The following is a 14,763-nucleotide window of genomic DNA, read 5'->3' on the forward strand; positions in this document are numbered from 1 at the left end:
TTACTGACGTCAGCCCTCGTCCGGGCCACCGCTGTCCTCGTCGTCGGCGGCAGCCGATTCCCTGCCCTGGGCGGACTCGCCCTTGGCCGACTGGGCCCCGGGCTGCGGCTCGGCCACGGCCACCCGCGCGGGGCGGATGGTGCGCTCGCCGATCCGGTAACCCGGCTGCAGGATCGCGACGCAGGTCGTCTCGGTGACGTCCGGCGCGTACGAGTGCATCAGGGCCTCGTGGATCGTCGGGTCGAAGGGCTCGCCCTCCTTGCCGAACTGCTGGAGCCCCATCTTGGCGGCGACCATCTCGAGCGACTCGGCGACCGACTTGAAGCCGCCGACCAGTTCGCCGTGCTCGCGGGCACGGCCGATGTCGTCGAGTACGGGAAGGAGCTCGGTCAGAAGGCCCGCGACCGCGACCTCCTTGACCGTGACCCGGTCCCGCTCCACCCGGCGACGGTAGTTCTGGTACTCGGCCTGGAGCCGCTGGAGGTCCGCGGTGCGCTCCCCGAGCGCCATGCGTACCTGGTCCAGCTGGGCCGTCAGGCCTGCGTTCTGAACCGCCGAAGCGGCTCCTGCTGCTGCGTCCCCGGCCGGGGCCGCCCCCTCGCCCTTGTCGGGCGAGGGAGCGGACTTCGGCTCGGCGTCGTCGGGGGTGGCGCCGGAGGGGACGTCAGGCTTGTCGCTCTCGCTGAAGCCCGGGGTCTCCTCCGTCACGCGGCACCGTCCTTGCGGTCCTCGTCGACGATCTCGGCGTCGACGACGTCGTCATCGGCGGCCTTGTGCTCGTCGCCCGGGGCTCCGGCCTCGGGACCGCCCGCGGCCTGCGCACCCTGGGCGTCGGCGTACATGGCCTGGCCCAGCTTCTGCGAGACGGCGGCGACCTTCTCGGTGGCGGTGCGGATCTCGGCGGTGTCCTCGCCCTTGAGCTTCTCCTTCAGCTCGGCGACGGACTCCTCGACCTCGGTCTTCACCTCGCCGGGGACCTTGTCCTCGTTGTCCTTGAGGAACTTCTCCGTCTGGTAGACGAGCTGCTCGCCCTGGTTACGGGTCTCGGCGGCCTCGCGGCGACGGTGGTCCTCGTCCGCGTACTGCTCGGCCTCCTGGCGCATCCGGTCGACCTCGTCCTTCGGCAGCGAGGAGCCGCCGGTGACGGTCATCTTCTGCTCCTTGCCCGTGCCCAGGTCCTTCGCGGTCACGTGCATGATGCCGTTGGCGTCGATGTCGAAGGCGACCTCGATCTGCGGGACACCACGCGGGGCCGGCGGCAGACCGGTGAGCTCGAACATCCCGAGCTTCTTGTTGTACGCCGCGATCTCGCGCTCGCCCTGGTAGACCTGGATCTGCACGGACGGCTGGTTGTCCTCGGCCGTCGTGAAGATCTCGGAACGCTTGGTCGGGATCGTGGTGTTGCGCTCGATGAGCTTCGTCATGATCCCTCCCTTGGTCTCGATGCCGAGGGACAGCGGGGTCACGTCGAGGAGCAGGACGTCCTTGACCTCACCCTTGAGGACACCGGCCTGCAGGGCGGCGCCGATGGCGACGACCTCGTCCGGGTTCACGCCCTTGTTGGCGTCCTGACCGCCGGTCAGCTCCTTGACGAGCTCCGCGACGGCGGGCATACGGGTCGAGCCACCGACGAGAACGACGTGGTCGATCTCGGAGAGCTGGATGCCCGCGTCCTTGATGACGTTGTGGAACGGCGTCTTGCAGCGCTCCAGGAGGTCGGACGTGAGCTGCTGGAACTGGGCGCGCGTGAGCTTCTCGTCCAGGTGCAGCGGGCCCTCGGCGGACGCCGTGATGTAGGGCAGGTTGATCGTGGTCTCGGTCGAGGACGAGAGCTCGATCTTCGCCTTCTCGGCGGCCTCGCGCAGGCGCTGGAGCGCCATCTTGTCCTTGGAGAGGTCCACGCCGTGGCCGTTGTTGAACTGCTTGACCAGGTAGTCGACGACGCGCTGGTCCCAGTCGTCACCACCGAGGTGGTTGTCGCCGTTCGTGGCCTTCACCTCGACGACGCCGTCGCCGATCTCGAGCAGCGAGACGTCGAAGGTGCCGCCACCGAGGTCGAAGACGAGAATGGTCTGGTCGTCCTTGTCGAGACCGTAGGCCAGGGCAGCGGCCGTCGGCTCGTTGACAATACGCAGGACGTTCAGACCGGCGATCTCACCGGCCTCCTTCGTCGCCTGGCGCTCGGAGTCGTTGAAGTACGCCGGGACGGTGATGACCGCGTCCGCGACCTTCTCGCCCAGGTACGCCTCGGCGTCGCGCTTCAGCTTCTGCAGGATGAAGGCGCTCATCTGCTGCGGGTTGAAGCTCTTGCCGTCGATCTCGATCTTCCAGTCAGTGCCCATGTGGCGCTTGACCGAACGGATCGTCCTGTCGACGTTGGTGACCGCCTGGCGCTTCGCGACCTCTCCGACGAGCACCTCACCGTTCTTGGCGAAGGCGACGACGGACGGCGTGGTCCTGGCGCCCTCGGCGTTGGTGATGACGGTGGGCTCGCCGCCTTCGAGAACGCTGACGACGGAGTTAGTCGTGCCCAGGTCGATGCCGACCGCACGTGCCATTTCAATTCCTCCAGCATGACTACTTGAGTGGATCTGGCTCAAGGATGCATGACGGCCGCCGTTCGGTCAACAGAGCTGAGTCGAGCCGACTCAACTTTTATGTCGCCCTTATGGAAGCCAGGAGAAACGCGCAGGTCAGTTACCGCGTCGGGGTCTTCGTCATGAACCTGCGACGTCCACGACAGCGGTCCGTACGGGCCGGCGACCCCGCCGCCGCACCCCGTAGACCGGCACCCGCAGCAGCCCGGCGACCGACCCGGCCGCCGCGCAGAGCGGCCACAGCGCGGCCAGCGGATCCAGCGTCCCGTCGTGCAGCATGAGTCCGGTCACCGCACCGGCGAGCGACGCGATGCCGAGCACCACCGCCACGCCCCGCGGGGTGAGGCCGAGCAGACGGAGCCGGTGCGCGATGTGGTCGGCGCCGCCCTGGCAGAGCGGCCGCCCCGCGCGCCGCCGCGACACCGCCACGAGGGCCGCGTCCGCCGTCACCACGACCGTCACGGCGAACAGCGAGCCCACGCCGGGCAGCGCCTCGTGGCCCGCGTTCACCAGGACCGCGGCGGACGCCAGCAGGAAGCCCGTGAACAGGGACCCGCAGCTCCCGAGGCGCATCCGCGCGGGGTGCCAGTTGTGCATGAGGAACCCGGTGAGCGCCGCCGCGAGCACCCCGAGAGTGGCGGCGAGGGGGCCGAGCCCCTGGGCGGTGGCGCAGGCGCTCAGACCGAGCGCGGTCACGACGGCGACGGTGCCGAGCGCCCCGTCCGAGGTGTCGAAGAGCCGGCAGGCGTTGGTGACGAAGACGATCCACAGGACGGCCGGCGCGCCGGCCAGGAAGCCGAGTTGAGCGGTGTGCACGACGAAGGTCGCCGCCCCCGCCTCGACGACGACGCGGGCCCGCGCCCCCACCGGCCGCACGTCGTCGAGGAACCCGAGCGCGGCGACGGCCCCGGCCGCGATCAGCAGCGTCAGGACGCCGGAGCCGAGCGGAAGGAGTCCGGTGCAAGCACCGACGGCGGTGACCACGGCCGTCACCGTGGCGATGGCGGCGCCGCCCAGGCGTGGCGTCCGCCGCCCCGTGCGGCCGACCCGCCGGACGGTGAGTCCGGTGCGCAGGGCGACGGGGCGGAGCAGGGCGGTGAGGGCGGAGGCCGCCAGCAGGGCGGTCGCGGCGGCGGCGATCCCGTAGGACACGGCGGACGTCCCGTCAGCTCGGTTTGCGGTATCGGGGTGACACCGGAGGGGCACGCCCGGCCGGAGACCTTCATAAGCTAGTCGCTTATGTCGCAATATGGGGTGAATAACACGATTTGCTTTCGCTGTCGACCGAGGGTGGCCTCAGCGACGCAGATCACCGCCCGGCTGGCTACAGTGCGGCCACACAAGTGGGTAGTCTCAGCATGGACTGAAATAAGTTACCGCTTAGTAATCGCTGAATATCCACCCTCGCAGGCCCGAGGAGCCCCCGAATGCAACTCGCCGCGATCATCGTGTCGCTGGTCCTGATCGTGGTCGGCGTCGCACTGTTCGTCCGAGCCATCGCGCAGATCTACCGCTTCATGCGGCTCGGCCAGAACGTCCCCGCCGGCACCCGCACCGACGAACCCGTACAGCGCACCGTGACGGTGGCCAAGGAGTTCCTCGGCCACACCCGGATGAACCGCTGGGGCATCGTCGGTGTGGCGCACTGGTTCGTGGCGGTGGGCTTCTTCTCGCTGCTGCTGACGATCGTGAACGCCATCGGCCAGCTCTTCCAGGCGGACTGGCTGCTCCCGATCATCGGTGAATGGGCCCCGTACAACGTCTTCGTCGAGTTCCTCGGCACGATGACGGCCCTGGGGATCCTGACGCTGATCGTCATCCGGCAGCTGAACCGGCCGGGCCGGCCGGGCCGCAAGTCCCGCTTCGCCGGCTCGAACACCGGCCAGGCGTACTTCGTCGAGGCCGTCATCCTCATCGTCGGCATCTGCATCTTCACGCTGCACGCCCTGGAGGGCGCCCAGCACCACGTCGACTCCTACGAGGCCTCGTTCTTCGTCTCGTACCCGGTCGTGGCCTGGTTCCGCGGCATGGACGTCTCCACGCTGCAGAACCTCACGTACTTCTTCGCCGGACTGAAGATCGCGACCTCCTTCATCTGGATGATCACGGTCGCCCTGAAGACCGACATGGGTGTCGCCTGGCACCGCTTCCTCGCGTTCCCGAACATCTGGTTCAAGCGCGAGGCGGACGGCGGCACGGCGCTCGGCGCCCTGCAGCCGATGACCAGCGGCGGCAAGGAGATCGACTTCGAGGACCCGGGCGAGGACGACGTCTTCGGCGTCAGCCAGGTCGAGCAGTTCTCCTGGAAGGGTCTGCTGGACTTCTCCACCTGCACCGAGTGCGGCCGCTGCCAGTCGCAGTGCCCCGCCTGGAACACCGGCAAGCCGCTGTCGCCGAAGCTGCTGATCATGTCGCTGCGCGACCACGCGCACGCCAAGGCCCCCTACCTGCTCGCCGGCGGCGGCAAGTCGATGGAGGGCGAGGAGAAGGCGAGTGCCGAGCAGCTGAAGGACGTGCCGGCCGCCGCGCTCGCGGAGGCCGAGCGGCCGCTGATCGGCACCCTCGAAGAGAACGGCGTCATCGACCCGGACGTCCTGTGGTCCTGCACCACCTGCGGCGCCTGCGTCGAGCAGTGCCCGGTCGACATCGAGCACATCGACCACATCGTCGACATGCGCCGCTACCAGGTGATGATCGAGTCCGCGTTCCCGTCCGAGGCGGGCACGATGCTCAAGAACCTGGAGAAGAAGGGCAACCCCTGGGGCCTGGCGAAGAAGCAGCGCCTGGAGTGGCTCAAGGAGCTCGACTTCGAGGTCCCGGTCGTCGGCAAGGACATCGAGGACCTCACCGAGGTCGAGTACCTGTACTGGGTCGGCTGCGCCGGCTCGCTCGAGGACCGCGCGAAGAAGACCACCAAGGCCTTCGCGGAGCTGCTCCACATGGCGGGCGTCAAGTTCGCGATCATGGGCGGCGACGAGAAGTGCACCGGTGACTCCGCCCGCCGCCTGGGCAACGAGCCGCTGTTCCAGCAGCTCGGCCAGGAGAACGTCATGGCGCTGAACATGGCGTTCGGCGAGGAACTCGACGACGACGGCAAGGTCGTGCCCGAGTCCGCCAAGCCCAAGTCCGCGAAGAAGATCGTCGCGACCTGCCCGCACTGCCTCAACACCATCGGCAACGAGTACCCGCAGCTCGGCGGCGATTACGAAGTAATCCACCACACCCAGCTGCTCCAGCACCTCATCGACGAGGGCAAGCTCATCCCCGTCACCCCGGTCGAGGGCCTGATCACCTACCACGACCCGTGCTACCTGGGCCGTCACAACAAGGTCTACACGCCCCCGCGTCAGATCATGGACGCCGTCCCGGGCCTGCGCCAGCAGGAGATGCACCGCCACAAGGAACGCGGCTTCTGCTGCGGCGCCGGCGGCGCGCGGATGTGGATGGAGGAGCGGATCGGCAAGCGCATCAACAACGAACGCGTGGACGAGGCACTGTCGCTGAACCCCGACATCGTCTCCACCGCCTGCCCGTTCTGCCTCGTCATGCTGACCGACTCGGTCAACGGCAAGAAGAACGACGGCCAGGCCAAGGAGCACGTCACGGTCGTCGACGTCGCCCAGCTCCTCCTCGACTCCGTGAAGACACCCTCCGACAACCCGCCCCCGGCGGGCTCGCAGGAGACCGAGGACGCGCCGGAGCCGGAGCCGGTGAAGTAGCGGTTCCGTAGTTCCGTACCGCCGTACGCGAAGGGGCTGACCGGGGAGACCCGGTCGGCCCCTTCGGCGTTCGCGGGGGGGCGTTTACCGGACACAGGAGGGGCGTTTACGGGACAGGGGCCGCGCTCCGCGACCGAACCGGCGGGCCCCGCCCCTACCCCCTCCCTCACCCCGGCGGCATCATGAACGGGTCAAGTGGCGCATGAGGCGGGCGGGGTCAGAGGCGATGGTGGGCAAACGGGGCGGCCGCGGCGTCGCGATACGCAGGGCCGCGGCGGGGTGCGCCCTGCTCATGGTCGCCGCCGTCACCGGCTGCGGCGGCGGTGACGAGCCCGCCCCCGCCAAGCACCGCCCCGTGGCCATGTCCGGCAAGTCCGGCGCCGCGCTCCCCGTCCCGCACGGCCGCGGCAGCAAGGTGCCGGACGACTTCAACGGGGACGGCGCCCCCGACCTCGTACTGGACGATCTCGTGCACGACGGGCTCGGGGACGACGCCGGGATCGGGGTCGTGTACGGGAAGAAGGGGCACGGACTCGTGCCCGGGGCGCGGCAGTTGCTGCGTCCCGCGAAGTACGCGGCGCCGACCGAGGGCGAGACGCCCGCCGCGTTCGACTCCGAGGCGAGCTGCGACCTCGACAAGGACGGCTTCACCGATCTGGTGGTGTCGACCGATCCGCCGTTCGACGGGCAGGGGCAGCCGCCGGTGCCGCTGCAGATCCTGTTCGGCGGCCCGGGCGGGCTCACCCACCGGGGCGTGAAGCTCGTCGTCCCCGCCCAGGCGCGGTTCGGCAACGACTGGCCGGACCAGCCGGTGTGCGGCGACTTCGACGGGGACGGCTCGGTCGACCTCACGGTCCACGCGAGCGGCGGGCGGCTGAGTTTCCTGCGCGGCCCCTTCACGCGCAACGGCGCCCCGCGCGCGGCCGGCAAGCCGCTGACCGCACCCGGCAACGTACCCGTGGGCCCGGCCTTCGACGTCGACCGCGACGGGTACGACGACCTCCTCGTGCGCCGCACCTCCCGCGGCTCGTCACCGTCCCGGATCGTCCTGGGCGGCCCGCAGGGACCGGCCCGTTCCGGCGCCGCGCTGCCGTCCGGCCTCGGCCTCGCGGTGGGCCGGTTCACCAAGGGCGCGGGCGCGGACACCGCGCTGCTCACGGCCTCCGGCGTCACCCTCTCGCGGCCGGGCGCCGCCGCCCTCGAGGCCACCGGGACGGCCATCACCGCGGGTGACTTCGACGGGGACGGCGTGGCCGAACTCGTCGTGTCCGGCGGCGCGTCGAAGGCCCCGAAGGTCCTGCCCGCGAACGGGAGGGCGGCCGTGCCCGTCACCCCCGGGGCCGCCGGCACCACCGAGGTCCTCGAGGCGACCGACCTCGACGGCGACGGACGCGCCGACCTCGTGCTCCGCACGTACCTCGGCGAGAGCACGGACACGATCGCCGTGTACCCCGGAGTCAAGGGCGGCGCTCTCCTCGCCGGAAAGCCTCAAGTCACCTTCTCCACAGCGGAGTTCTGAGACCGGGCGGGCCCGCGTGCGCTGCGCCGCGTGCAACACCACGGGCTCCGTCACCATCGTCCGGGGCGGCCCCAGGGCCTTCGACCGGGGCGCCAAGATCCTCAACTCCCCCACCACCGACACCGAACGCTTCGGCGAGGCCGCCTCCTTCGTCGACATCGACGACGGGTCCGCCGACCTCGCCGTGATCAGCTCCGACAGCTGGTGGTACTACGCCGAGAGCGCGGACCCGACCCGCGCCGTCGCCCCCGAGGGCGACCTCCTGCCCGAGGGCGTCCGCCTGGAGGGCATGGAGGCGCCCACGTTCCTCTCCAAGGACGGCTACACGTACGTCCTCTACGGGGAGCGTGCCGACGGCAAGCCCTGCACCGTGTACATGAAGGGCGGGGCCGACCTGGCGATCGGCGCGAACGGCGAGGACATCGGCACCTCGGCCGACGCGGGCGCCGTCTGGGTCCTGCGCGGCGCGGTCCCGTACGTCACCACGTCGTACGCCACGTCCTTCAACGGCGCGGACTTCGGGACGGTGACGAGCGGCGCGGGGCGTGCCTTCGGGACGGTCCTGCGCTGATCTGCGCCGAACGGGCTCCGGGAAGACCGAGACCCGGGCCGCCGGAAATAACTGTGGACCACATACAACCCTCTGGCCCCACTACGAGTCTCCTGTTCGCCAACCGCAGGGCCACGCCTGGAACAACTCCCGGCAAACACCCGCGGAACGCACCCCATTGACTGCGGATGCCCGCCAGGCATCCCCGCATGCTGCAGGAGAATCCCGCATGCACAAGCCCATACGTATCGCCCTCGCCTCGGCCGCCGCGGTCGCGCTGACGGGCGGGCTGCTCTCCCTCTCCACGGGCTCGGCCCTCGCCGCCGACTCCGTCCACCACCACGAGGCCGACTTCAACGGCGACCACATCGGGGACATCGCGTTCTCCGCCGGCTGGTCGACGGTCGGCGGCAAGAAGGGCGCCGGCCAGATCGTCGCCCTGTACGGCTCGGCGAACGGCCTGAACGCCGCCGCCCGCAAAACCGTCAGCCAGAACACGACGGGCGTCCCCGGCACCGCCGAGACCAACGACGGCTTCGGCTGGGTCAGCGCGTACGGCGACTTCAACGACGACGGCTACGACGACCTGGCCACGTCCGCGCGCTTCGAGGACGTGGACGGCGACACCGACGGCGGCACCGTCATGATCATGTGGGGCTCCGCGTCGGGCCTCACCGGCGGCACGACCATCGCGGACCCGGCCGTCTCCTCCCACGACCAGTGGGGCAAGACGCTCGCCGCCGGTGACTTCGACGGCGACGGCAAGGACGACCTCGCGGTCGGCTCCACGGCGAGCACGGTCTACGTCTACAAGGGCGGCATCGCCAAGTCGGGCACTGCGGGCGGCCGTTACACGCTCAAGCCGCCGATCCAGTCCGGCGACGGCACCGGCCCGCTCACCCTCACCGCGGGTGACGTGAACGGCGACGGCGCCACCGACCTCGTGGTCGACGGCTTCGAGACGAACACCAGCGCGGGCTGGAACACCAACTACTACGTTCCCGGCAGCGCCTCCGGCCTCCTCGCGTCGTCCGCACAGACGCTGAAGCCCGGCGTCATCACCGACATCGGCGACGTGAACGGCGACGGCTTCGGCGACATCGTGACCGGCCAGGAGTGGGACGAGCCCACGGACGGGTCCCCGGACCCGACCGAGTCGACCGACGGCGGCAAGGTCAACATCACGTACGGCTCGGCGAGCGGCCCCGCCGCCACCACCGCCATCAGCCAGAACACCGGCAACGTGCCCGGCGGCTCCGAGCGCGGCGACGACTTCGGCGGCGAGCTGTCCCTCGGCGACATCAACGGCGACAACTACCAGGACCTGGTGGTCGGCGCCGCCGGCGAGAACCTGGGCGGCGTCACCGACACCGGCTCCGTGACGGTCCTCTACGGCTCCGCGAACGGCATCGACACGCAGTCCGGCGGCCAGTTCTTCGCCCAGTCCACGGCCGGCGTCCCCGGCTCGGACGAGGCGAAGGACTACTTCGGCAACGAGGTCAAGCTCACCGACGTCACCGGCGACGGCAAGGCCGACCTGACGATCGGCGCGTACGGCGAGAACGGCGGCAACGGCGCGCTGACGTACCTCCCGTCGAACGGCACGAAGATCACCACGACGGGCACGCGCTCCTTCTCGGCGACCTCCCTCGCCGTCTCGACGGACGCCTCCCCGATGCTGGGCGGCAACGCGGCCAACTAGGGCCTCTCGCCCGCTCGTCGGGCCCGCACCGCTTCGGTGCGGGCCCGTTCCCGACCACGCACCCCTGGATCCCCATGCGCAAGCGCACCCTGCTCCTGGCCACGGCTCTCACGACGGGGCTGCTCGCCCTGCCCGCCACTTCCGCGACCGCCGCGCCGTCCGGGCTGCCCGGCGACTTCAATGGCGACGGATACCGCGACATCGCCCTCACCGCGGGCACCGCGACAGTGTCCGGCACATACATGGCCGGCCGCGCGGCCGTCGTCTACGGCTCGTCCGCCGGACTGAACACCGCCAAGCGGACGGTGCTCAGCCAGGCCAGTACCGGCATTCCCGGCACGCCCGAGACCGAGGACACCTTCGGCTACTCCCTCGCCACCGGCGACCTCAACGGCGACGGATACGCCGACCTGGTCGTCGGCGCCCCGAACGAGAAGACCGGCACCGACACGCACGCCGGAGCGGTCACCATCGTGTGGGGCTCGGCGAGCGGACTCTCCGGCGGGACCACGGTCACCGACCCGCGCCCCACCAAGCACGACTACTTCGGCACGACGCTCGCCGTGGGCGACTTCGACGGCGACGGCCACGACGACCTCGCGGTCGGCTCGACCGGCTCCACCGTGGACATCATCCGCGGCGGCTTCACCACGTCCGGTACGCGCGGCGGCACTTCGACCGTGACGACCGCACTCGACCCCAACGCCACATCCGGCAGCCTGACCGCGGGCGACACCAACAGGGACGGGGTCGACGACCTCGTCGTACAGGGCTACGCGCCCTACGGCGAAGGCGCCGACGACCAGTACGCGGCCACGTACCTCTTCCTCCAGCCGGTCACCTCCCCGTCCGCGATCACGCTCCCCGGCGCGTACGCGGCCACTGTCGGCGATCTGAACAAGGACGGCTACGGGGACATCGTTCTCGGCAACCCCCTGGACAAGACGTCCGACCCGGGCGGCGCCCTCGGCGGCAAGGTCACCGTCCTCCCCGGAAGCGCGACGGGACCCGCCCTGACCGCCCAGAAGAGCTACACCCAGGCGACGGCCGGCGTTCCCGGCACCGCCGAGGCGATGGACCGCTTCGGCGCCTCCCTGTCCGTGGGCGACGCGAACGGCGACGGGTACGGCGACCTCGCGATCGGCTCGCCCGGCGAGGCGATCGGCTCCGCCACGGACGCGGGCACCGTCGTCCTGCTCCGCGGCTCCGCGGCCGGCCTCACCGTGACCGGCGCCCAGGCGTACTCCCAGAGCACGTCCGGCGTGCCGGGCGCCTCGGAGAAGAACGACAGCTTCGGCTCCGCCGTCCTGCTCCGCGACATCAACAAGAACGGCCGGGCCGACCTCACGACCGGCGCGGCCTTCGAGAACGGCGGCACCGGGGCGGTCTGGAACCTGCGCGGATCCAGCACGGGCCTCACCACGTCCGGCGCCACCAGCTTCGGCCCGTCCGCGCTCGGTTTCGACGGCGACCAGGCCATGTTCGGCGACCACATCAGCGGCTGACCCCGAAAGGAGCCCCACCCGTGCGCATGCGCACCGCAACGGCCCTCACCGCACTCGTCGCGGCCGGCCTCGCCCCTCTCACCCTGCCCTCCGGCCCCGCCTCCGCGGCCACGGCCAAGTACGCCGACGACTTCAACGGCGACGGGTACCGCGACTACGCGTCCATGTCCTGGAACAGCCCCGGCGGCGCCCTCCTCATCACCTTCGGCACCGCCACGGGTCCGGGCACGAAGACCCAGGTGATCGACCAGAGCAGCGCCGGAGTGCCCGGCGAGGACGAGGCCGACGACATGTGGGGCGAAGTCAGGACGGCCGCCGACTTCGATCAGGACGGCTACGGCGACCTCGCGGTGGCCGCCCGGGGCGAGGACGTCGGCAGCAACGAGGACCAGGGAGCCGTCATGATCCTCTGGGGCTCACCCACGGGCCTGTCCGGCGGGACATCCGTCACCAACAAGGCCAAGCAGGAGTTCGGCTACTTCGCGAACGACCTCGCGACCGGCGACTTCAACGGTGACGGCAAACCGGATCTCGCGGCCGTCAACGCCGGCAAGACATACGTGTACCGCGGCCCCATCACCCGCTCCGGAGTGGCCGGTTCGGTCTCGACCCTGGACAAGACGGGCTTCGACTCCACCGCACTGATCGCGGGCAAGGTGAACGGCGACTCCAAGACCGACCTCGTCATCGTCGGCGACACCTTCTCCGGCGCGGCCACGGCCGCGGACGCCTGGTTCGTCAAGGGCGGCTCCACGCTGACGTCCGGCCCGTCCCTCCACGTCAACTCGGAGGATTACGGCGGCGACGGCGTCATCGCCGACTTCAACAAGGACGGCTACGGCGACGTCGCCATCGGCACTCCCGCCTACTCGGGCTACGAGGGCCGCGTCTCCCTCTGGTACGGCTCCTCGACGGGCCCCGGCACCAGCGCCCGCATCTCCCAGTCCACCAGCGGCGTCGCGGGCACGCCGGAGCCGGACGACAGTTTCGGCTGGTCCGTCTCCGCGGGCGACGTCAACGGCGACGGCTACCAGGACCTGGCGGTCGGCGCCTACGGCGAGAAGATCGACGACAAGGAGTACGCGGGCGGCGTCCACGTCTTCAAGGGCCGCGCGAGCGGCGTCAGCGGCACCGGCTCGCAGTGGTTCGCCCGCAACAGTCCGGGGGTCACCGGGGCGCTCGACACGGACGACATGTTCGGCTCCACGGTGCGGCTGCGCGACACCGACCGCGACGGCTACGCCGACCTGTACGTGGCGGGCATGGTCGGTTCGCTCCGTCTGCCCGGCTCGGCCTCCGGAATCACCACCACGGGCGCCGCGCCGGTCCCGTCGGACCTGATCGAGGGCTTCCTCCAGTAGGGCCCACCCGCGTGAACGAGCCCCGTCGACCCGCCCCGGCCGACGGGGCTCGTTCCTGTCCGGTGGCGCGGCGCCCGCGGATCCCACGGATTCCCACTCGCCCCGTACAACCCTCCACCCCCACCAACCGTCTCCTGTAAGCCGACCGCAGGGCCATGTCCGGGACAACTCCCGGCAAACGCCGCCGGAACGCACCCTTACTGACTGCGGATGCCCCCACATCCCCCGGTTGACGCAGGAGTTACACGCATGACCAGACACGCCAAGCACAAGCGCACGCCCGAGCCCTCCCCCGTCCGGATCCGGCTCGCCACCGCCACCGCGGCCGCCGCCGCACTGACCGGGGGCCTGCTGGCCACGTCGGCCGGCGTGGCGTCCGCCGACACGGCCGCGGCCGGCGTCTCCCAAGGGGACGCCGACTTCAACGGCGACGGCTACGCGGACGCCGTCGCCTCCGCGTACGGCGCCTACGTGAACGGCAAGGCGAGCGCGGGCCAGCTCGCCGTCGTCTACGGCGGAGCCACCGGCAACCACTACGCCACCATCAGCCAGAACTCCCCCGGTGTCCCTGGCACCGCCGAGGCCGGCGACCTGTTCGGCGGCGACTCCGCTTACGGCGACTTCGATGGCGACGGTTACGACGACGTCCTCGTCGGCGCGCTCGGCGAGGACGTCGGCTCGGACAAGGACGGCGGCACCGCCGCCATCCTGTGGGGCTCGGCCGCCGGGCTGAAGAGCGGAAGCACCGTCGCCGACCCTCGGCCCACCAAGCACGACTTGTTCGGCGGCGTGGTCGAGGCAGGCGACTTCGACGGCGACGGCAAGGACGACATAGCCGTCGGCTCGCTCGGCGCAACGACCGTCGACGTCTTCTCCGGCGGCTTCAGCCGCACCTCCGGCGCCGCGGTCCACAAGACGCTGAGCACCGGTGTCCAGACCGGGGACGGGATCAACAGCCTGCATTCCGGTGACGCGAACGGCGACGGCAAGGACGACCTGATCGTCAACGGCTACGACCCGTCGGACAACCTGAACGCCAACTACTGGATCCCCGGCAGCACCACCGGTCTCACCAACTCCGCCGCGCAGAAGCTGCCCGCCGGCATCATCACCGATCTCGGCGACACTGACGAGGACGGCTACGACGACATCGTCATCGGCAACTCCTGGGACTCCGGCATCGCGGGCGCCACCACGGGCGGTTCGGTGTACATCGTGCACGGCACGGCGAGCGGCCCGTCCGCCGGCGACACCGAGAAGTTCACGCAGAACACCGCGGGCGTCCCCGGCTCCAGCGAGAAGGGCGACACCTTCGGCGGCGAGATCGACCTCGGCGACGTCAACGGCGACGGCCACCTGGACCTCGTCGTCGGCGCCCCCGGCGAGGACCTGACGGGCGGTGCCAACGCGGGCGCGGCCACCGTCCTGTACGGCTCGGCCGACGGCTCGGGCATCACCGGCACGGGCGCCCTGTTCCTGGAGCAGAACAACGCGTTCGTCCCCAACTCCAACGAGAAGAACGACCAGTTCGGCTCCGACGTGCATCTGGACGACCTCAACCACGACGGCCGGGACGAGATCCTCATCGGCGCCGACGGCGAGAACGGCGGCAACGGCGCCGTCTACCCGGTGAAGGTCAAGGCGGACGGCACCCTCGCGGCGTCCTCCGGCATCTACACGTCCACGCTCGGCATCTCCGCCACCGGCACCCCGCGCCTGGGCGCCAACTTCACGGACTGACGCCGCCCCCACAAACCGGCCGGGTCCGCGCCCCCGTCGCGGACCCGGCCTCCCCACTCCAGGAAGCCCG

General features: G+C 70.6%; 10 protein-coding genes. 7 read left to right on the top strand and 3 right to left on the bottom strand.

Annotated features, from left to right (window positions below; translation table 11 throughout):
• Positions 1-9: 9 nt before the first annotated feature.
• The 3 genes from grpE to ACZ67T_RS09120 all read right to left on the bottom strand — a co-directional run bounded on the left by grpE (position 10) and on the right by ACZ67T_RS09120 (position 3,749).
• The gene (gene grpE, locus ACZ67T_RS09110) at positions 10-708 is read right to left on the bottom strand and encodes a nucleotide exchange factor GrpE (RefSeq protein ID WP_469982656.1); all 699 of its coding nucleotides are present in this window, start codon (positions 706-708) and stop codon (positions 10-12) included.
• The gene (gene dnaK, locus ACZ67T_RS09115; protein WP_469982658.1) at positions 705-2,558 is read right to left on the bottom strand and encodes a molecular chaperone DnaK; all 1,854 of its coding nucleotides are present in this window, start codon (positions 2,556-2,558) and stop codon (positions 705-707) included. Before dnaK ends, grpE begins: the two co-directional genes overlap by 4 nt.
• Before the next feature lie 159 nt (positions 2,559-2,717).
• Positions 2,718-3,749, bottom strand: a complete 1,032-nt coding sequence (locus ACZ67T_RS09120) for an MraY family glycosyltransferase (RefSeq protein WP_469982660.1) — start codon at positions 3,747-3,749, stop codon at positions 2,718-2,720.
• Between the two features lie 275 nt (positions 3,750-4,024).
• Here ACZ67T_RS09120 and ACZ67T_RS09125 point away from each other — a divergent pair, with 275 nt between their 5' ends.
• From ACZ67T_RS09125 to ACZ67T_RS09155, 7 genes are all read left to right on the top strand, one after another.
• Positions 4,025-6,316, top strand: a complete 2,292-nt coding sequence (locus ACZ67T_RS09125; protein WP_469982662.1) for a (Fe-S)-binding protein — start codon at positions 4,025-4,027, stop codon at positions 6,314-6,316.
• A gap of 226 nt (positions 6,317-6,542) precedes the next feature.
• Complete coding sequence (locus ACZ67T_RS09130) at positions 6,543-7,835, top strand: FG-GAP repeat domain-containing protein (protein ID WP_469982664.1); 1,293 nt, start codon at positions 6,543-6,545, stop codon at positions 7,833-7,835.
• Positions 7,836-7,851: 16 nt separating this feature from the next.
• Positions 7,852-8,406 (top strand): hypothetical protein, encoded by a 555-nt coding sequence (locus ACZ67T_RS09135; protein WP_469982666.1) that lies wholly within the window; start codon positions 7,852-7,854, stop codon positions 8,404-8,406.
• A 208-nt stretch (positions 8,407-8,614) separates the two neighbouring features.
• Positions 8,615-10,087 (top strand): FG-GAP-like repeat-containing protein, encoded by a 1,473-nt coding sequence (locus ACZ67T_RS09140; protein ID WP_469982668.1) that lies wholly within the window; start codon positions 8,615-8,617, stop codon positions 10,085-10,087.
• Between the two features lie 74 nt (positions 10,088-10,161).
• A complete protein-coding gene (locus tag ACZ67T_RS09145) occupies positions 10,162-11,592 on the top strand; it encodes an FG-GAP and VCBS repeat-containing protein (protein ID WP_469982670.1) in 1,431 nt (476 codons plus the stop codon).
• A gap of 26 nt (positions 11,593-11,618) precedes the next feature.
• A complete protein-coding gene (locus tag ACZ67T_RS09150) occupies positions 11,619-12,953 on the top strand; it encodes an FG-GAP and VCBS repeat-containing protein (RefSeq protein ID WP_469982671.1) in 1,335 nt (444 codons plus the stop codon).
• 249 nt (positions 12,954-13,202) lie between these two features.
• Positions 13,203-14,693 (top strand): FG-GAP-like repeat-containing protein, encoded by a 1,491-nt coding sequence (locus ACZ67T_RS09155; RefSeq protein ID WP_469982672.1) that lies wholly within the window; start codon positions 13,203-13,205, stop codon positions 14,691-14,693.
• Positions 14,694-14,763 lie beyond the last annotated feature (70 nt).

It is taken from the genome of Streptomyces sp. NPDC107517, assembly GCF_055582645.1.